Origin of the sequence: Cellulophaga sp. (assembly GCF_039943695.1) — a bacterium.
Classification (GTDB): domain Bacteria; phylum Bacteroidota; class Bacteroidia; order Flavobacteriales; family Flavobacteriaceae; genus Cellulophaga.
Window position 1 is genome coordinate 1 of sequence record NZ_JBDVAA010000187.1, and the last position, 19,085, is coordinate 19,085.

Annotated in this window: 21 protein-coding genes; 19 read left to right on the plus strand and 2 right to left on the minus strand. The window is 31.8% G+C overall.

The annotated features are described in order from the left end of the window. On the minus strand, positions 1-333 hold a 333-nt coding region (locus tag ABJD66_RS12960; RefSeq protein ID WP_348132309.1), incomplete at its 3' end, for an exo-beta-N-acetylmuramidase NamZ domain-containing protein. 3 nt (positions 334-336) lie between these two features. Here ABJD66_RS12960 and ABJD66_RS12965 point away from each other — a divergent pair. The 10 genes from ABJD66_RS12965 (at position 337) to ABJD66_RS13010 (ending at position 12,338) form a co-directional block, all read left to right on the plus strand. Further along, a complete protein-coding gene (locus ABJD66_RS12965) occupies positions 337-1,578 on the plus strand; it encodes an FtsX-like permease family protein (protein WP_348132312.1) in 1,242 nt (413 codons plus the stop codon). Between the two features lie 92 nt (positions 1,579-1,670). Further along, positions 1,671-2,651 (plus strand): pyridoxal-phosphate dependent enzyme, encoded by a 981-nt coding sequence (locus tag ABJD66_RS12970; protein ID WP_303541067.1) that lies wholly within the window; start codon positions 1,671-1,673, stop codon positions 2,649-2,651. Positions 2,652-2,662: 11 nt separating this feature from the next. Continuing rightward, complete coding sequence (locus tag ABJD66_RS12975) at positions 2,663-3,250, plus strand: sugar O-acetyltransferase (protein WP_348132315.1); 588 nt, start codon at positions 2,663-2,665, stop codon at positions 3,248-3,250. Positions 3,251-3,276: 26 nt separating this feature from the next. Then, the gene (locus ABJD66_RS12980; RefSeq protein ID WP_348132318.1) at positions 3,277-4,062 is read left to right on the plus strand and encodes an aldose 1-epimerase; all 786 of its coding nucleotides are present in this window, start codon (positions 3,277-3,279) and stop codon (positions 4,060-4,062) included. A 72-nt stretch (positions 4,063-4,134) separates the two neighbouring features. Next, positions 4,135-5,859, plus strand: coding sequence for a solute carrier family 26 protein (locus ABJD66_RS12985; protein WP_348132320.1), 1,725 nt, complete (start codon positions 4,135-4,137; stop codon positions 5,857-5,859). Positions 5,860-5,924: 65 nt separating this feature from the next. Further along, positions 5,925-7,334, plus strand: coding sequence for an MBL fold metallo-hydrolase (locus ABJD66_RS12990; protein WP_348132323.1), 1,410 nt, complete (start codon positions 5,925-5,927; stop codon positions 7,332-7,334). 192 nt (positions 7,335-7,526) lie between these two features. Beyond that, complete coding sequence (fucP, locus tag ABJD66_RS12995) at positions 7,527-8,897, plus strand: L-fucose:H+ symporter permease (RefSeq protein ID WP_348132326.1); 1,371 nt, start codon at positions 7,527-7,529, stop codon at positions 8,895-8,897. Positions 8,898-8,999: 102 nt separating this feature from the next. Beyond that, positions 9,000-10,049, plus strand: coding sequence for a lactonase family protein (locus ABJD66_RS13000; RefSeq protein ID WP_348132329.1), 1,050 nt, complete (start codon positions 9,000-9,002; stop codon positions 10,047-10,049). Between the two features lie 86 nt (positions 10,050-10,135). Further along, complete coding sequence (gene hemN / locus ABJD66_RS13005; protein ID WP_348132332.1) at positions 10,136-11,497, plus strand: oxygen-independent coproporphyrinogen III oxidase; 1,362 nt, start codon at positions 10,136-10,138, stop codon at positions 11,495-11,497. A gap of 22 nt (positions 11,498-11,519) precedes the next feature. Beyond that, positions 11,520-12,338, plus strand: a complete 819-nt coding sequence (locus tag ABJD66_RS13010) for a universal stress protein (protein ID WP_100896675.1) — start codon at positions 11,520-11,522, stop codon at positions 12,336-12,338. Positions 12,339-12,627: 289 nt separating this feature from the next. On the opposite strand, the gene ABJD66_RS13015 is transcribed toward ABJD66_RS13010, so the two are convergent. Then, positions 12,628-12,804 carry a hypothetical protein gene (locus ABJD66_RS13015; RefSeq protein ID WP_157811150.1) on the minus strand — a complete coding sequence of 59 codons (177 nt, stop codon included), beginning with the start codon at positions 12,802-12,804 and terminating at the stop codon, positions 12,628-12,630. Positions 12,805-12,985: 181 nt separating this feature from the next. Here ABJD66_RS13015 and ABJD66_RS13020 point away from each other — a divergent pair, with 181 nt between their 5' ends. The 9 genes from ABJD66_RS13020 to ABJD66_RS13060 all read left to right on the plus strand — a co-directional run. After that, positions 12,986-13,315, plus strand: coding sequence for a YtxH domain-containing protein (locus ABJD66_RS13020; RefSeq protein ID WP_100896674.1), 330 nt, complete (start codon positions 12,986-12,988; stop codon positions 13,313-13,315). Further along, a complete protein-coding gene (locus tag ABJD66_RS13025; RefSeq protein ID WP_303541088.1) occupies positions 13,315-13,662 on the plus strand; it encodes a hypothetical protein in 348 nt (115 codons plus the stop codon). The genes ABJD66_RS13020 and ABJD66_RS13025 overlap by 1 nt, the downstream gene beginning before the upstream one ends. 10 nt (positions 13,663-13,672) lie before the next feature. Beyond that, positions 13,673-13,870, plus strand: coding sequence for a hypothetical protein (locus ABJD66_RS13030; protein ID WP_198519454.1), 198 nt, complete (start codon positions 13,673-13,675; stop codon positions 13,868-13,870). A 39-nt stretch (positions 13,871-13,909) separates the two neighbouring features. After that, a complete protein-coding gene (locus ABJD66_RS13035) occupies positions 13,910-14,227 on the plus strand; it encodes a hypothetical protein (protein WP_100896671.1) in 318 nt (105 codons plus the stop codon). Between the two features lie 557 nt (positions 14,228-14,784). Beyond that, the gene (locus ABJD66_RS13040) at positions 14,785-15,369 is read left to right on the plus strand and encodes a DUF4145 domain-containing protein (protein WP_348132338.1); all 585 of its coding nucleotides are present in this window, start codon (positions 14,785-14,787) and stop codon (positions 15,367-15,369) included. Between the two features lie 174 nt (positions 15,370-15,543). Then, positions 15,544-16,275 (plus strand): hypothetical protein, encoded by a 732-nt coding sequence (locus ABJD66_RS13045; protein WP_348132340.1) that lies wholly within the window; start codon positions 15,544-15,546, stop codon positions 16,273-16,275. Positions 16,276-16,463: 188 nt separating this feature from the next. Beyond that, positions 16,464-17,162 (plus strand): hypothetical protein, encoded by a 699-nt coding sequence (locus ABJD66_RS13050; RefSeq protein WP_348132343.1) that lies wholly within the window; start codon positions 16,464-16,466, stop codon positions 17,160-17,162. Between the two features lie 96 nt (positions 17,163-17,258). Beyond that, positions 17,259-17,858: a class I SAM-dependent methyltransferase gene (locus ABJD66_RS13055; protein WP_348132346.1), complete on the plus strand. Its 600-nt coding sequence runs from the start codon at positions 17,259-17,261 to the stop codon at positions 17,856-17,858. Between the two features lie 246 nt (positions 17,859-18,104). Further along, positions 18,105-19,085: hypothetical protein (locus ABJD66_RS13060; RefSeq protein ID WP_348132349.1), on the plus strand; the 981-nt coding region annotated here is incomplete at its 3' end.

Genomic DNA, 19,085 nt, shown 5'->3' on the forward strand with positions numbered 1-19,085 from the left:
AGCATCAACCTTACCTCTAAAACCGTGTTCTGGAGCAAAAACTTTTTTAATATCTACATTTAATGTTTGTAGAGAGTCTACAATATGGGTATACGTATCATCAGTCTTAAATATAACACTGGTTTGGTTGGCAACAATAGCAACTTTTTTACCTTTTAATAACGGCAAATAGTCGTTAGTTTTATTAGCCGCAACTACAATTTTTTTAGGAGTAATAGCTTTTGCTTTTTCTTCTATATTGGCTGTAAAATTAGCTTTTGGGGCGTTTCCGCACGCAGAAAGTATTAAAAACCATAATAAAACTGTACTTTTGAAACCGGATAAAATAGCCATAAATTGAACTTAGAATTTTTTATTACTAAACGCCTAATTAAAGGTAAAGAGAATAAAAGTAGTATATCTGCTCCAATTATAAAAATTGCCATTGTAGCAATTGCGTTGAGCGTTATTATGATGCTTTTTGCTATTGCCACAGGAGAAGGACTTAAAGAGAAGGTAAGAGAAAAAGTTGCTGCTTTTAATGGTCACATTCAAATTTTTAATTACGATAATAATACGTCAGATGTTTCTGTTGTACCAGTATCCATAAATCAAGAGTTTTACCCAGAGTTTAAAAATGTAGATGGCATTACACACGTGCAAGCTATTGCCAATAAGGGAGGTATAATTATTACAGATGATACTTTTGAAGGTGTAATAGCCAAAGGAGTTGGTAAAGATTATAATTGGGATGTTTTTAAAGAGTACTTGGTTGCTGGTAAATTACCTAATTATAAAGATAAATTAAATGAAGAAGTTTTGGTTTCTTCTTTAATTGCAAATAGGTTAAATTTAAAGGTAGGTGATACTTTTTCTACTTTTTTCTTAAAAGATAATAATCCGTCACAAACACCAAACCGAAGAAACTTTACTATTGTTGGTTTGTACGATAGCGGTTTTGAAGAATTTGATGGTACGTATGTTTTTGTAGACATACGCCATATACAACGTATTAATAAATGGGACAAAGACCAAGTAGGTAGTTTTGAAGTCTTTTTAAATAGTTTTGATGCTATAGACCAAAAAAGTAAAGAAATTTACGGTACTACGGTTTCTACATTAGATTCTAGCAATATAAAAGATAAATACCGTAGCATTTTTGAGTGGATTGGCTTGTTTGATTTTAATGTGACGCTTATTATAGGGATAATGATAATTGTTGGTGGTATTAATATGATTACTGCACTTTTAGTTTTAATTCTAGAGCGTACCCAAATGATAGGCATTTTAAAAGCCCTTGGTGCTGCAAATTGGAGTGTGCGTAAAGTATTTTTATACAATGCTGTTTACCTAATTGCAATTGGCCTTTTTTGGGGTAATTTAATAGGCTTGGGCTTACTGTGGTTACAAGACAAGTTTAAATTTTTAAAATTTGCAGATCCAAAAGAATATTACATAGAGTATATACCTGTGCATATAAGTTTTGTAACAGTACTGGTGTTAAACATAGGTGTAATGCTGCTTTGCTTGCTTATGTTGTTACTACCATCATACATAATTACAAGAATAAGCCCTGTTAAGTCTATTAAGTTTGAGTAGACTAACAACTTACATAATCTAACAATAACAACAGGTTTAGTTATTTTTCTATATCATTAATTTATCTTTGCACTTAAATAGAAATTATTTAAATGAATTACGCAGAGAATATTTTAGAGACTATTGGTAATACACCATTAGTTAAATTAAATAAACTAACAGAAGAATTACCTTGTTTGGTATTGTCTAAATACGAAACTTTTAACCCTGGAAATTCTGTAAAAGACCGTATGGCTTTACAGATGATTGAAGATGCAGAAGCAGACGGAAGATTAAAACCAGGCGGAACTATTATTGAAGGTACTTCTGGTAATACAGGAATGGGCTTGGCATTGGCGGCTATTATAAAAGGATACAAATGTATTTTTGTAATGGCAGACAAACAGTCTAAAGAAAAAGTAGATATATTAAAAGCTGTAGGAGCAGAGGTTGTTGTTTGTCCTACTGCAGTAGAACCAGACGATCCAAGATCATACTACTCAGTTTCTAAAAGACTAGGAGAAGAAACACCTAACTCTTGGTATGTAAACCAATACGATAATCCGTCTAACGCTAAAGCACACTTTTTAAGTACTGGTCCAGAAATTTGGGAACAGACAGAAGGCAAAATAACACACTTTGTTGTTGGTGTTGGTACAGGTGGTACTATATCTGGTGTTGGTAAATACTTAAAGTCTAAAAATCCTGATGTAAAAGTTTGGGGTGTAGATACCTATGGTTCTGTATTTAAAAAATATCATGAGACAGGTGAGTTTGATGAAAACGAGATTTATCCATACATAACAGAGGGTATTGGTGAAGATATTTTACCTAAAAATGTTGACTTTAGTATTATTGATGGTTTTACAAAAGTAACCGATAAAGACGCTGCTGTTTATACACAACGCTTGGCTAAAGAAGAAGGTATGTTTTTAGGAAACAGTGCTGGTGCAGCCATAAAAGGTGTATTACAGTTAAAAGAACATTTTACAAAAGACGATGTAGTAGTGGTTCTTTTTCACGACCACGGAAGTAGGTATGTGGGTAAAATGTTTAATGATGATTGGATGAGAGAACAAAATTTTATCGAATAAAAATAAAGCCTATGCAGAGTGAAAAAGACAAAATGCTTTCTGGTAAACCATATTCGCCTTATGATAAACAATTGGCTGAAGATCGGTTTAAAGCAAAGGAAATTGTTTTTAAATTTAACACTCGCTCTCCACTAGAAGAAAAAGAAAAAAAGCAAGATTTAATTCAGCTTTTTAATAAAACACCTAAGCGGTTCTATATAGAGCCGCCTTTTAGGTGCGATTATGGTTATAACATAGAAATTGGTGCTAACTTTTTTTCTAACTATAACCTTGTTATACTAGACTGTGCCAAGGTAACTATAGGAGACAATGTAATGTTGGGGCCTAACGTAGCATTGTATACCGCAGCCCACCCAATACACCATAGCATTAGAAATAGATTGTATGAGCACGCTTTGCCAATAACTATTGGCAATAATGTTTGGATTGGTGGTAACGTGGTTATTAATCCAGGGGTAACTATTGGAGATAATACGGTTATTGGTTCTGGTAGTGTGGTTACTAAAGATATTACAAGTAATGTAGTAGCCGTAGGAAATCCTTGTGTGGTTAAAAGACAAATTACCCAAGAAGATAAAGTCTATTTTGATATAAAATAGTAACTTGTGTGTTATAATTTTTTAGCATGATAATACTAGAATTAGCAAACCAAATTGTTAAGATTGATAAAGGTGAACTTGTAAATTACCTTGTAGATAAGGTTGAATATATACACCAAAAAGGAGATCCAGGATGGCGTAATGCAGACACAGAAATGTTTCCGCTTATTGGCCCAACTGCAGAAGCAGGTTTTAAGGTTTGGACACCAAAAGGTGATGCTATACAAGACCAACACGGTTTGTTAAGAGAGTTAACTTATACGTTGTTAAGTGCAGATAGTACTACTGCAGTTTTTCAAAAGGAATACAAGGCAAATGATAAAGTAGCTAATTCTAAATATCCCAATAAATCTACCGTAAGTGAATTGTACTGGCCGTATGATTTTAAATTTCAAAAAAAGTTTGAATTAACTACCACAGGTGTAGAAATTACTTTTTTAATTACTGCAGAAGAAGGTATGCCGTATATGTTAGGCTATCACCCAGCTTTTAAAACAGAAAGTAACGTTACAGAAGTTAGTTACGGAGAAAATGCTAAAGCTACAGTAAAAGACATTAAAGCTGCAGGTAGTGTAGCTTATCCTTTAAGAGATATGACTAAGGCAGAATTACAAAATACAAATGCCATTACTATAGAAACCCAAGGTTTTAAAGAGTTAATGTTATGGACAGAGGTAGATACTATGTTGTGTGTGGAGCCTATTACATTTTACCCTTATGATGTTGCCCAAGACAAATTGTTTAAAGGATATAGCAATATGGGCAAATTGCCAGCAGAATATAAAGTGTTTTTAAAGCCTAGTAGTTTGTAATTTAATAAGATGTTTTTGACCCAATTTTAATTTTTTTATTGCTACTATTAACAATAATAGTAAATTTGTTTAATGCAGAATTTCTTTCCCATACTTGCGTGGCTTAAAACCTATAAAAAAGGAGATTTTATAAAAGATTTACTAGCTGGTTTTACAGTTGGTATTATTTTAATTCCTCAGGGTATGGCGTATGCTATGATTGCGGGTTTACCACCCGTATATGGTTTGTATGCAGCTTTGTTTCCTACTTTTATGTATGTGTTTTTAGGTACATCTAGGCAATTGGCTGTTGGTCCTGTTGCTATGGATTCTTTACTTGTTGCTGCTGGGTTAGGAGCATTATCACTTGCTACTACAGAAGACTATATTGCTATGGCAATTGTACTTGCTTTTTTGGTTGGTGCTACTCAGTTTCTGCTAGGACTTTTTAGAATGGGGTTTTTGGTTAATTTTATGTCTAAACCTGTAATTAGTGGCTTTACTTCTGGTGCGGCAATTATAATAATGTTTAGTCAGCTTAAACACTTACTTGGTGCAAATATAGAGGGGAGTAGTAAATTTATACAGTTACTAAAAAATGTATTTTCTAAAATAGGAGAAACCAATATGTACGACTTTGCAATTGGTTTGGTGGGCATAATTTTAATAGTAGTATTTAAAAAGGTAAATAAAAAATTACCCACAATTTTATTTGTGGTAGTGCTAGGTATATTGTCTGTGTACTTTTTTAGGTTAGATCAGTATGGAGTAAAAATAGTAGGTGCTATTCCAGATGGTTTACCTTCTTTTGGAGTACCAAACATAACTATTAAAAATATATTAGATATTTGGCCAATTGCAGTAACCCTAGCATTTGTTGGGTATTTAGAAGCTATATCTATAGGTAAGGCGCTAGAAGAAAAAAGTGGAAAGGAAACCATAAATCCAAATCAGGAATTAAAGGCTATTGGGTCTGCTAATATGGTAGGGTCTTTTTTTAGTTCTTTTCCTGTTACAGCAAGTTTTTCTAGGTCTGCTATAAATTATGAAGCTGGTGCAAAAACAAATTTAGCATCTTTATTTAGTGTTATAATGGTGGTGGTAGTGTTACTCTTTTTAACACCATTATTTTTCTATCTACCTAAAGCAATATTAGCGTCTATAATAATGGTTTCTGTATTTGGATTAATAGATGTAGCTTATCCTAAAGAATTATGGAAACACCGTAAAGATGAACTATTAGTTTTACTAGCCACATTTATTTGTACTGTTTTTATAGGTATAAAAGAAGGTATATTAGTAGGTGTTTTATTTTCTTTATTGTTAATGGTGTACAGAACATCTAAACCACATTTTGCCGTGTTAGGTAATGTAAAAGACTCAGATTATTACAAAAATGTAAGCAGGTTTGGATCAGAAGTTATTACAAGAGAAGATTTATTAATTGTTAGGTTTGATGCGCAATTGTATTTTGGTAACTCTAGTTTTTTTAAGTCAGAATTATACAAGCATATAGAAAAGAAAGGACCTGCTCTAAAAGGTGTAATTTTAAATGCAGAAGCTATTAACTATATAGATTCTAGTGCTGCACAAATGTTAGAAAAAGTAATAAGAGAAATTCACGAAAAAAATATACAGTTTTATGTAGCTGGTGCTATTGGCCCTGCAAGAGATATTATTTTTACAAGCGGAATTATAACGGAGCTGCATAGAGAGTTTTTATTTGTAAAAACTTCCGAAGCGGTTACTTATTTTGATGAACCCAAGGAAATATCAATATTAAGAGCTAAGGTAGCACACCAAAAAAACTTTAACTGATAAATATCAGTATCTAAAAAAAATAATTAACGTAGTTTTACGCGTTTACAAAATTGAAAATGATTATGAATATAGAACAAATTTATACAGGATGCTTGGCACAGGGCGCCTATTATATAGAGAGTAACGGTGAGGTTGCAATTATAGATCCTTTAAGAGAAATAGATCCTTATATTAAAAGAGCAACAGCAGACAATGCAATTATAAAGTATATTTTTGAAACTCATTTTCATGCAGATTTTGTTAGTGGGCACGTTTCTTTATCTAAAGCAACAGGAGCACCAATAGTTTTTGGACCTAATGCTGTTACTGGGTTTGACGCTCTTATAGCTAAAGATTTACAAGAGTTTAAAGTTGGTAATGTAACTATAGTTGTGTTGCATACACCAGGACATACAATGGAGAGTACTACGTATTTACTACGTGATGAAAACGGTAAAGATCATGCTATTTTTTCTGGAGATACGTTGTTTTTAGGCGATGTTGGTAGACCAGATTTAGCACAAAAGGCAGGTGAGATTACAGAAAAAGATTTAGCTGGCTTTTTGTTTGATAGCTTACGCACTAAAATTATGCCTTTAGCAGATGATGTTATTGTATACCCAGCTCACGGTGCAGGTTCTGCTTGTGGTAAAAATATGATGAAGGAAACTGTTGATACGTTGGGCAACCAAAAAGGTATGAACTATGCGTTACGTGCAGATATGACCAAAGAAGAATTTATTAAAGAGGTAACAGATGGTTTAGCACCACCTCCAAAATACTTTCCGCTTAATGTAAAAATGAATAAAGAAGGGTATGATGATATAGCTGTTGTACAAGAAAGAGGTACAAGACCATTATCACCAGACGAATTAGAGGTTGTAGCTAATGAAACTAGTGCAATTGTTTTAGATGTTAGGCACCAAAATGAATATGTAAAGGAACACATACCAAGATCTATTTTTATTGGTCTTAACGGTAGTTTTGCTCCTTGGGTTGGCGCTTTAATTGCAGATGTTAAACAGCCTATTGTTTTGGTTGTACCAGAAGGTTTAGAAAAAGAAGCAATTACACGTTTATCTCGTGTTGGTTTTGACAATACTATTGGCTTTTTAAAAGGAGGTATAGAAGCTTGGAAAGCGGCAGGTAAAGAAATAGATAGTTTACGTTCTATATCTGCAGATGAAGCTAAAGTAGAGATTAAAGAAAAAAGTGCTGAGGTTTTTGATGTTCGTAAAGTAGGTGAGTACCAGTCAGAGCATTTAGTAGATGCTAAAAGCACACCACTTAGTATGTTAAATAGTCACTTGGCAGAGTTTCCTAAAGAAACACCTTTTTACATACACTGTGCGGGTGGTTACAGATCTGTAATTGCTGCATCTATTTTAAAAAGCAGAGGAATTCATAACTTGGTAGATATTGCTGGTGGTTTTGCTGCTATGCGTAATGCAGATATGAATATTACAAAATACGTTTGTCCGTCTACATTATAGTAGTACAATAACATAATTTACAAAAGGTTAAAACAGTTTGGTACTTTCCAAGTTGTTTTAGCCTTTTTTGTTTTTATTAGTTGCTACGTCATAATTGCCCCAAAAGTATCTGTTAGTCGAAAAAAAATAGCGTAGTTAAAGTGTTTTAAATACATTGTACAGTATATTAACAACAACCAAACAAACTATTAAATGAAAACTACCGAGAAAATACCTGTTGTAACCAAAAAAATGTTGCTTCCGTTTATTTTAATTACTTCTTTATTTGCCTTGTGGGGTTTTGCAAATGCAGTTACAGATCCTATGGTTTCTGCGTTTAAAAAAGTGTTAGAGTTAAGTAATACGCAAGCATCTATGGTGCAAATGGCTTTTTATGGTGGTTACTTTTGTATGGCATTACCAGCAGCAATGTTTATGCGTAAATATTCATATAAAGTAGGGGTATTAATTGGTCTAGGTTTGTTTGCTACAGGTGCCTTGTTGTTTTACCCGGCAGCAGTAACAGAGCAGTTTTGGTTTTTTTGTTTGGGCTTGTATATTTTAACTTTTGGTTTGGCTTTTTTAGAAACAGCTGCAAACCCATATGCATTAGCAATGGGAGCCAAGGAAACAGCTACACAGCGTTTAAATTTAGCACAAGCATTTAACCCTGTTGGTTTAATTGCAGGTATTTTAATAGCTAAGTTTTTTGTTGCCGAAAAATTACAGTCAGACGATTTTGATAATTTTGCAGCATTAGACTCCGTAAAAAAAGCAGCCATAACAGCATCAGATTTAGCTGTAATTAGAGATCCGTATGTAATTTTAGGACTAGTTTTAATTGGCTTTTTTATCTTGTTTTTGGTTAGTAAAATGCCCCAAAATAGTACAGAAGGTACAATGCCAAGTATAAAAGATACATTTAAAGACTTAGCTAAAAATAAAAAATATGCATTGGGTGTTTTAGCGCAAATACTATACGTAGGTGCACAAATTATGTGTTGGACGTATATTTATCAATACGTAGAAGGTTTGGTAAACACTGGTGTTTTTAAAGAAAGTTACATTACCATATTTGGAACAGAAATTTTAAAAGACGGATTCTATTATCAAATTATAGCTTTTTTACTTTTTGTAGTTGGTAGAGCTATTGGTACAGCAATGTTGCGTTTTATGAGTGCAGGTAAACTACTATCTGGCTTTGCAGTATTGGCAATTGCATTTGTTTTAGGTACTATTTTTATAGATGGTATGTTTGGTTTGTATAGTTTAGTAGGTATATCATTTTGTTTGTCTTTAATGTTCCCAACAATTTATGGTATTGCTTTAGAAGGTTTAACAGAAGACCAGTCTAAAGTTGGTTCTGCAGGTTTAATTATGGCAATTGTAGGTGGTGCTTTAATGCCACCTTTACAGGGTTTAATTATAGATATGGGAGGTACAGGAGTATCAGATACCACAATAGCTGGTGTGTCAGAAATTAATTTCTCTTTTGTACTACCATTAATATGCTTTGTCTACATAGCTTGGTATGGGTATTTAGTGTACAAAAAGCACGAAAATAAAGTGGCAACAACTGTTTAATTACACAAACATTTTTAGTGATGTTGTAAATTTAAAGTTACATATAAAGTAATGTTTCTCTTTTATTTGTAATTTGGGTTTTAAATAATTAGCATTTAAACTATGATAGTATTGGTTGGTGGTTACACAGAAAAAATGTCTGAAACCCTAATAGGTAAAAGTAAAGGTATTTACATTTTAAATTGGAATGAAGACGAAGGAACTACTACCCAAATAGGGCACTTACCACTAAAAAATCCTAGTTATTTTGCGTACAATACTAAAAATGATTGTTTGTATGTTATTGAAGAAATAGCTTATGAAGATACTCCAAAACTAAAAGTATTTAAACATAATGGTAATGGTAGTTATACCAATATAGATGAAAAATACATTCACGGCGCATACCCTTGCCATATAGCCATATCACCAAACGGTAAAGAAGTAGCTGTTGCCAATTACGGTACAGGAAATGCAGAGATCTATGCCATACAAAAAAACGGCTTTGTGCAAAATGCTCAAATTTTACAGCATACCGGTAAAGGTGTAAACCCAGGCAGACAAGAAGGTCCGCATGCGCATATGTGTTTGTACCATAAAAACAGAATGTATGTAACAGATTTAGGGTTAGATGCTGTTAAAACCTATGAAAAAGGAAGCAATACTGGTTTCATGAACAGAGCTAACTTAGACTTTAAAGTAGCAGCTGGTAGCGGAGCCAGACATTGTGTTTTTCATCCTAAAAAAGATTTTGTGTATGTATTAACCGAAATGTTTGGTACTGTAAGTGTGTTTTCTACCAAGGACAGTAGTTTGTTGCAAACCATAAAATTATTGCCAGAATCGTTTACAGATTTACCAGGTGCGGCAGCCATCAGAATAACAGGTAACGGAAAGTTTTTATACGCATCAGAAAGAACCACTAGTCAAATTATTGTTTTTAAAATTGATAAAAAAACAGGAGAATTAACACTGGTAGAGCGTGTAGATGCAGGCGGAAAAGTACCAAGAGATTTTAACTTATCTCCGTCTGAAAAATGGTTGTTGGTAGCAGGGCAAAGTTCTGACGATGTTACTGTTTTTAAACGTAATGAGGATTTAGGAACCCTATCACTATCACACAAAATAAAAGAACTAAATACACCTACTTGCGTACTTTGGCATAAGGCTTAGTTAAAAGTTGTTTTTTTGTAGTATGACATTTGTCATAGTTGTTGCTTAAAATAGCCAGTATTTTTACCCTAAAATACGCTATATACATGTGCAATTTAGTTCAGAAATACAATATTCCAGGTCCAAGATATACTAGTTACCCAACAGTTCCGTATTGGGATATAAATACGTTCTCTGGTAAGGAGTGGGAGAACACTTTAATTAAATCTTTTAAAGAAAGTAACGCTACAGAGGGTATAAGTTTATACATACACTTACCTTTTTGTGAAAGCCTTTGTACGTTTTGTGGTTGTCATAAGCGTATTACCAAACGTCATGAAGTAGAAACACCTTATATACAAGCAGTGCTAAAAGAATGGCAGTTGTATTGTGCTATGTTGCCAGAAAAACCAATTGTAAAAGAATTGCATTTGGGTGGTGGTACACCAACATTTTTTACTCCAGAAAATTTACAAGCACTTATAAAAGGTATTTTTAGAAAAGCAGACAAAGCGGCGGAGTACGAGTTTAGTTTTGAAGGACACCCAAACAACACTACAAAAGAACATTTACAAGCATTATATAACGTAGGTTTTAGACGTGTAAGTTATGGCGTGCAAGATTATAACAGTACGGTACAAAAAGCAATAAACAGAGTACAGTCTTTTGAGAATGTAAAAAATGTAACAGAGTGGGCTAGAGAAATTGGGTATACCTCTATTGGGCACGATATTATTTTTGGATTGCCACACCAAACATTAGAACACGTAGAAGCAACCATTTTAAAAACAAAAGAGTTGTTACCAGACAGGTTGGCTTTTTACAGTTACGCACACGTGCCGTGGTTAAAAGGTAATGGGCAACGTGGTTATAGAGATGAAGATTTACCAACTGCTACAGAAAAAAGAGAACAGTATGAAAAAGGAAAAGACTTACTTGCTAAAGTAGGGTATAAGGAAATTGGTATGGATCATTTTGCTTTAAAAACCGATAGCTTATATGCTTCTATGGAAAACAATAATTTGCATAGAAACTTTATGGGCTATACAGCTTCTAAAACACAAGTAATGATAGGTTTGGGTGTGTCTAGTATTAGCGATAGCTGGTATAGTTTTGCTCAAAATGTAAAAAGTTTAGAAGAATACAATCATTTAGTTTTTAATAATATAATTCCTATTTACAGAGGGCATATTTTAACACAAGAAGATCGTGTAATTAGAAAACATATTTTAAATTTGATGTGTAGGCTAGAGACTTCTTGGAGTACTAATGATGAAGAATTTGAGCTGTTGCCAAGTACTTTAGAAAAATTAGAAGAAATGGAACATGATGGTCTTATAGAAATTTCTGCTACAAAACTTACAGTATTAGATAAGGGTAGGCCCTTTATTAGAAATATATGTATGGCTTTTGATGTTTTAATGCATAAAAAAGCGCCCCAAACAAGACTATTTTCAATGACAATATAATTATAACCTATAAATGTAACCTATGAAAAAAATTATTGTACCAGTAGACTTTTCAGATCAATCTAGTTATGCGCTAGAAGTAGCAGCATCTTTAGCTAAAACGCATAGTGCAGAAATTATTATTTTGCATATGCTAGAGCTTAACTCTGTTATGATTTCTTCTGAAGGTATGCCGCAAGAGCAAGTTGTATTTTTACTAAAGTTAACAGAAAAAAGGTTAAACGAGTTTTTAGACAAACCATTTTTAAAGGATATAACCGTAACACCTATTATAAAACATTACAAGGTTTTTAGTGAGGTTAATGAGGTTGCAGAAGACCACAAAGCAGATTTAATTGTTATGGGGTCTCACGGAGTAGATGGTTTAGAAGAAATTTTTATAGGTAGCAACACAGAACGTGTGGTACGTAATGCAAACATACCTGTATTAATTATAAAAGAGCAAATAAAAGATTTTGATGTACAGTCTATAGTATACGCATCTAATTTTGAAGTAGAAGGTGTTAAAGCTTTTCATAAAGTAAAAGCCTTTGCAGACCTTTTAAAAGCACAGGTTAATTATGTGTATATAAACACACCAGGAGATAACTTTTTAAGTACAGAAGATACGTATACAAGAATAGCAGAGTTTATATCTACAGCCAATGCAGCAGTAGAAGTAGAAATTTATAATGACTATACTGTAGAAAAAGGAATTCTTAATTACAGCAGTACTACCAACGCAGATTTAATTGCAATGGCAACACATGGCAGAAAAGGATTATCTCACTTTTTTATGGGCAGTATAGGAGAAGATATTGCCAACCACGCAAGTGTACCCGTAGTAACATTTAAAATATAAGCATAAAAAAAGCAGGTTGTAAAAAACCTGCTTTTTCAATTTTTAACCAATCATTAACCACTAATCATTGTTTCTTCTTATTGCTATTCATTAAAAAACCTACAACTATTGCAACTAGTACAACACATACTAAAGCAAAAATGGCAATCATTATTTTACCATTATTTAAGTTTGATAATATTATAGATAAATTCATAGTCTGGTGATGTATTTAAGTTTAATACTGTAAAGGTATTAGCTATGTACAAATTATAATATGATATTTATCAGGTTACAAAAAAAGTACAACTTAAATTGCTGTACTAGTACTAAATACTGCTATTAGTAATAGTATAAGTATAATAGTTACAATTGCAAAAGCGGCAATAGTTATTTTGTTGTTTTGAAAAAAGTAATTACTTGTTTTCTTCTCTTTATCCTTAATAAACTTAATATCTTCTTCTCCTTGTTTTACATCTTTCTTCATTGTTCTTGTTTTTAGTTTGTACACAATTATACAAGATTTTAGAGTCAATTATTAGCGCTAATCATTTAAAAAATAGCGCAAAAGCTTTGTATTAAATGAGTTAAGTTTTTGTTTAATTACGTCAATACAAGCGTAAAAGAAATAAGACATTTGTATAACAAACAAATAAAAACATAAAGACATGAGTAACAATAGCAACACATTATTAGGAGTATTAGCCGGAACCGCAGTAGGAGCAACATTAGGAATTTTGTTTGCACCAGATAAAGGTATAAACACAAGAAGAAAGCTTGTAGATGAGGCGGTAGCAACAAAAGAATCTATTGCAGACAGTGCTTTAGACTTAAGAAACACAGTAGCTGCAACTGTAGCAACAAATAAAGAAACGTTAGATACTAAAATAGAAAACTTAGTTTCTGATGCCAGTTACAAAGCAGACGATGTAATTAACCAATTAGAAGGTAAATTAAAAGAGCTAAAAGCTAAGAACAAAAAATTACAGAAGTCATAATGAGTGTAATAAACTCCATAGACAAAACGGCAACTGAAGCTGCAGCGGCTGGAAAAAAATACGTAGATGTAACTAAAAAATACTACGAGTTAAAAGTTTTTCAGCAGTTAACAAGTACATCATCCTATGTTGTAAAAACAGTTATAATAGGAGGCTTATTATTGTTAGCATTTTTGTTTATGGCAATATCCGCTGCAATAGCTTTAGGAGAATTGTTTAACAGCGTACCACTAGGGTATTTGGCAGTAGGAGGAATTTTTATACTGTTTGGCCTGTTGGTATATAGCAGAAGAACGTTTATAGATAAAATATTAATTAAAAATATGTCTAAGACTTATTTTGATTAAACCACAGACTATGCAATACACATCATTTAGACAAATAGAGGTAGATTTAAAAAGGCTTAGTTTAGAACGACAAATTTTAGTAGAAGAATTAAAAGCACAAAAACACCAAGTTGCAGAAGATTTAAAACCTTACAACTGGGTAAACTGGGCGTATAAATTAGCCCGTAAATACGGTGCACTACTTTTGGTAAAAAAACTATTTAAATAGTAAGTATTACTGGCCTTGTAACACAAAAAAACAGAGACTATGAGTAATGAATATGCAAAAAACGAAAGAGACAACATAGAAAAATACCAAAGCCAAGGATACAAAAGTAACTTTAGCGTGGTAAATGGCAAATTGGTAGATCTAGAAGAGAAAACCAAATACACGCCACAAGAAGTTTTTGTGGTACAAGAGCACAGGTACGAGGGTATGAGTAACCCGTCTGATATGTCTATACTATATGTTATAGAAACAAAAGACAACAATAAAGGTACAGCCTTAATTGGTTATGGCCCAACAGGTAATTTAAACGCGGCAGAGTTTTTTAAAGACATACCTAAACAAAATTATAAAAGTTAAGACTGTCCCCAATATAACCCCACAGTAAAAAAAAGCAACACTATTATGGTGTTGCTTTTTTGTATAATACAGTTTGTTAATAACAGCAAAATGTAAATTACACCTAAAAACATACCATTTATAAATTATTTTAAGACAATTACACATATCCGTAATTGGGGTAAAAAAAATAGTTATAAATTGTAAGAAAATTACTAAACGTTAATTTGTTTATTAAACATAGTTATGCAATGTATAAACACAATTAACCTATTTTATAGATATTAAAACTTATTGTAAGAGTCGAGACTGTTCCCCAAGAGAACCTCTCTTTTAAAAAGAGCAGCACTATTTTTAGTGTTGCTTTTTTGTTTTTAGCAACTTACCATTAAAAATATACCAGTGGTAAACTATTTTAGGGCAATTACACATATCCGTAATTAAGGTATAAAAAATGTTTTTATATTGTAAGAAAAATAACAGCTACAAGTGTAATATGTGCGTTTATACAACCATATTGGCGGAATAAACGCAATGATTTTAGTTTATATGTAGTTAGCACACATAAAAGAAAAAAAATGAATTGGCAGAATACTGGAAATATAGCATCGAAAAAATATAAATGCGGATACTGTGGTTCACCACTTGCCTCACAAAAAGGATATACTGCTACAAACTATGTGAATGGCTCAACACGAACTTACGGATGGATTTACATCTGTCATAGTTGTGAGCAACCGACTTTTTTTGATATTAATCAAAAACAGACGCCTGGACCATTAATTGGAAATAAAGTAAAACATATTCCCAACACAGATATTGAAAATTTATTTAACGAAGCTAAATCTTGTTACTCAATTGGCGCTTACACTTCTTCTGTTATGTGTTGTAGAAAATTATTAATGAATATTTCTGTTTCAGAAGGAGCCAAAGAAGGAGCAGGATTTGCTGAATACGTTAATTATTTAAATGACAACAATTATATTCCGCCTAATGGAAAAAAATGGGTTGATTCAATTAGAAAACTTGGTAATGAAGCTAATCACAAAATAAAGTTCAAAACACCAAAAGAAGCCGAACGAATTTTAAACTTTACTGAAATGCTTTTAAGGTTTATATACGAATTACCCGGAATAATGGAAGATACCGAATTAGAAACTTAAAAAATTACGTGTGCCAACACCGCATATAATTTATTGCTAGCTTTAGGTTACTTACGAATTCCTAAGCTTTGGGAATAGCGGATTTTCCATTCGGTTTGTATTTGTTAACTTAGGTGTTTAAACACGTAACGAAATCACATACAAACACGTTGTAGCCAATTAGACAAAAATCATATGAAAAGAATCACATTATTACTATTAATCTTTTGTTCCTTAAATGCAATTGGACAAGAAAAACTGGAAATCGAAATCGATAATCCAGAACCGAGAGTTGGACAAAGTGTTACATTTTCAATTAACGTCGACTTCTTGACTGATTACTTCAAAAAAGAATTGGGAAAGAATGTAGAATTTACACGCTCAACCTCAATTTTTGGAATGCAATCAGATGATTTTGAAAGAGTAATTATTTTCGAAAAGGCAAAAAAATATGAAATCGGACCTTTTGATTTCGAATTTAATGGCAAAAAATATACAACGGAAACTATTGAAGTAAATGTTCTACCAAAATTACCAATGGAAAATGGACTCTGGTTAAGAATAGCAGAATTTGATGGTCAAAAATACCTCATTCTTGAACAGTTAATTAGCAACAAATCAAACAAAACTAATAATGAAAATGGAGGGTATTCATATACAATTGGTGGCGTAAAGCCAGAGGGAAAAGAATTTTCTGAATTAAATGAGGAATTAACAAATGGTATAGAATTAAGCAATTACAGTTCTTCATCTAATACTTTAAGACCAGAAAACGCAGAACTATTTGATGTAGGATTTTCTTATTCAATAAAAAAATATAAAATAAAATTTGACGAAAATTTTAATGGAGAATATATAATATCGGAAAAAGATTTTATTGGTTTACCTGTGAAGTTTGATATCGGAAAAATAAAGATTGAAAAATAACTGGCTATAACAAAGTACTGTGGTAAAAACCAAGTAAAAACCCACTAATTGCTATCACACTGCTTCTGTATAAAAGAGGTTGTGTTGTTTATTTATAAATTCCGCAGCTATGGGGTAGATTTATTTTAATTGGAGATTAAATGCCTTTCTGCACGCAATGAAATAATGCAAAGCACGTTTACAATTATATGACCAAAAAGCACATTTCTTATACCGTAATCATTCTTTTTATTCTTGGTATTATTAGCCTGTTTTTAGCCCCCATAATTAATGGCAATAAAACAGATTATTTAATAAACAATTTAATTGGTTCGTTTAAGATAGTATTTCCAAGAGACGCACGGTTTAATGGAGGAATGAGTGTATATGCAAACCTTATTTTATATGTGCTTTTACTTGTAGGGTTATTAATAGCTATTAAAACAAATTGGAAAAAATATTATGTATTGTGTTTTTCAGTTTCATTATTACTAATAGATAATGTTATAAATTTTATTTCAAAATTTATATATTCAATTTGGTATAATAACTTTGCTATTTTTCCTCTAGAGCGTAGAGTTTTACCATATGTACAATACATACTTTTAATATTTATTGCATTTAAGATACTAAAATTCTTAGAGAAAAAAGAAGCAGTTGTACTACGTAAAAAACCAATGCTTGTTTTTCTTGGGTATTTAATTGATGTGTTAATCGTATGGACTTTATTATATGTTAAATTGGCAATGGCTATTGAAAGAAATTTAGATATAACATTTGAGCTAAATAAAGTATTGAGTTTTGCGTTAGTTATCGCAGTTTACTTTTCAATTTTTAAATTTATTTTTAATAATACTTGCGGTACAGCAATTGTAAAAATGTTTGTGAACAAAGTTGATAAAGCATAGCCAATAGGTTTTAGATCTAAAAATTGGTGTGTTTTAAAAGTAGTTAAAATTTTTTATAACAAGGCGTTGGGAGGCTTGTAAGTAATATTAATAAAAATGGCAGAATTTTGGGAAACAGCATTTAATGATAAAAAAGAAATGTGGGGAATGAATCCTGCAAAATCTGCAGAATTAACAAAAGACTTCTTTTTAAAAAAATCATTAAAGAATATTCTAATTCCTGGAATTGGATACGGACGTAATGCCCAACCATTTATTGACAACGGAATAAACGTAAACGGAATTGAGATTTCAAAAACTGCTATAGCACTCGCAAAAAAACATTACGGAAGTAAAATGACCATTTATCACGGTTCAGTATCTGAAATGCCATTTGAAGATAAAAAATACGATGGTATTTTTTGTTACGCTCTTATCCATTTATTAGATCGAGAAAAAAGGAATAAGCTAATTCAAGATTGTTACAATCAATTGGCAAAAAACGGATTTATGGTATTTACAGCAATAACCAAACAAGCGCCAAATTTTGCAAAGGGAAAACTAATTGAAAAAGACTGTTACGAATTTCATAAAGGAGTTAAAATCTTTTATTACGACCAAGAATCTGTAAAAGCAGAATTTAATAATTTTGGACTTTTTGAGGTTAACAAAGTAATTGAAGACCAACCTATGTTTTTAATAAAATGTAAAAAATAAAAGAAAATATTTATATAAGTTATGTACCTAAAATATAACCGTTATTACTTGTATTGTATTTTAAATTAACCATTGCCAATACTATTCTTATTTAGATTTTTTTGCTTAATAGCTGGTTTTTAGCACACTAAAAAAGTAGGTAAAATACTTTAGTGTTGTAGGTCTAAATTAACCTAGTCTTAACAAAACCTGAAGTTCTTATTTATAAGTTTGACAGCTTAAAAATAAAAACAACCAATGAAAAAAATGATGAAGATTTTGCTAAAATTTAAATTTACAGTATTTTTTATACTATTAATTTCTAGCTGTAGTTCTAATGACGACTCACCAGAAAAGCAAGAACCATCTGAAGCTATTAGTTTAGAAAAAACCAAACTTACAGATTTTCCTTTAGCAGAAGTAGCATACTTAAATATAACAATAGAGCATCCTGTAGTAGAAAATAATGAAGAAGTAGAAGAAGGAGAAATAGTTATTTTTCTGCCTCATACAGTAAGCTCACGTACATTTTCACTTAAATCTACAAACTTAAATACCAATAATTTTGATGTTTTCCCATCTGTTGGAACTCAACAATTATTTTCAGAAACGGAAACAGTAAAATACACCATAACATCTAAAAGTAATTTGGAAAAAAGTGTACATTACAATGTAAAAATAGTAATAGCTGCTGCTCCCCAAGAAGAAAAACTAGCAATAGTAGACTTTGAGTTATTGGCAAATGACAATAGTAGCTATACCAATATAGATTTTGTTAAAGAAGCAAAACAACAAACAGTAGATTCTTTATTATTTTGTCTGTTTCCGGCTAGTATAGATTTTTCTGATTTGAGTCCGGCTATAAAATACAATGGCTCTATAATAGAGTATCAGGTAAATGATGAAGGGTATAAAGAGTACGTGGTAAGTACTGGCGAACGTATTAATTTTAAGTATCCTAATGTGGTAGATTTTAAAATTAGCAACAAAGACAATACCAAGTCTGTGGTTTACAGAATAATTGTAGACATAGATCGTCCAATTGTTTTGGATAAAGAAGAAATTACAACTATAAATATTAAAAAGGGCAGTACTTACAATGGTACAAACCTGGCTACTTGGACAAATAAGGGTAATTATCCCATTACTACAATGAGCCAAAATGAGTACACTAATGTGGTAACACCTGCTGCAGGTATAAATAATATTTTTGCATTAACATTGTCTAAAAATAGTGGAGGAGATATT

Coding starts and splice junctions, on each gene's coding strand:
- ABJD66_RS13055 (WP_348132346.1), top strand. CDS start 17,259: ATGGCAGAATTTTGGGAAACAGCATTTAATGATAAAAAAGAAATGTGG.
- ABJD66_RS13030 (WP_198519454.1), top strand. CDS start 13,673: ATGCAATACACATCATTTAGACAAATAGAGGTAGATTTAAAAAGGCTT.
- ABJD66_RS13040 (WP_348132338.1), top strand. CDS start 14,785: ATGAATTGGCAGAATACTGGAAATATAGCATCGAAAAAATATAAATGC.
- ABJD66_RS12990 (WP_348132323.1), top strand. CDS start 5,925: ATGAATATAGAACAAATTTATACAGGATGCTTGGCACAGGGCGCCTAT.
- ABJD66_RS13015 (WP_157811150.1), bottom strand. CDS start 12,804: ATGAAGAAAGATGTAAAACAAGGAGAAGAAGATATTAAGTTTATTAAG.
- ABJD66_RS13010 (WP_100896675.1), top strand. CDS start 11,520: ATGAAAAAAATTATTGTACCAGTAGACTTTTCAGATCAATCTAGTTAT.
- hemN (WP_348132332.1), top strand. CDS start 10,136: ATGTGCAATTTAGTTCAGAAATACAATATTCCAGGTCCAAGATATACT.
- ABJD66_RS13050 (WP_348132343.1), top strand. CDS start 16,464: ATGACCAAAAAGCACATTTCTTATACCGTAATCATTCTTTTTATTCTT.
- ABJD66_RS12985 (WP_348132320.1), top strand. CDS start 4,135: ATGCAGAATTTCTTTCCCATACTTGCGTGGCTTAAAACCTATAAAAAA.
- ABJD66_RS13025 (WP_303541088.1), top strand. CDS start 13,315: ATGAGTGTAATAAACTCCATAGACAAAACGGCAACTGAAGCTGCAGCG.
- ABJD66_RS12970 (WP_303541067.1), top strand. CDS start 1,671: ATGAATTACGCAGAGAATATTTTAGAGACTATTGGTAATACACCATTA.
- ABJD66_RS12980 (WP_348132318.1), top strand. CDS start 3,277: ATGATAATACTAGAATTAGCAAACCAAATTGTTAAGATTGATAAAGGT.
- ABJD66_RS12975 (WP_348132315.1), top strand. CDS start 2,663: ATGCAGAGTGAAAAAGACAAAATGCTTTCTGGTAAACCATATTCGCCT.
- ABJD66_RS13020 (WP_100896674.1), top strand. CDS start 12,986: ATGAGTAACAATAGCAACACATTATTAGGAGTATTAGCCGGAACCGCA.
- ABJD66_RS13000 (WP_348132329.1), top strand. CDS start 9,000: ATGATAGTATTGGTTGGTGGTTACACAGAAAAAATGTCTGAAACCCTA.
- fucP (WP_348132326.1), top strand. CDS start 7,527: ATGAAAACTACCGAGAAAATACCTGTTGTAACCAAAAAAATGTTGCTT.
- ABJD66_RS13045 (WP_348132340.1), top strand. CDS start 15,544: ATGAAAAGAATCACATTATTACTATTAATCTTTTGTTCCTTAAATGCA.
- ABJD66_RS13035 (WP_100896671.1), top strand. CDS start 13,910: ATGAGTAATGAATATGCAAAAAACGAAAGAGACAACATAGAAAAATAC.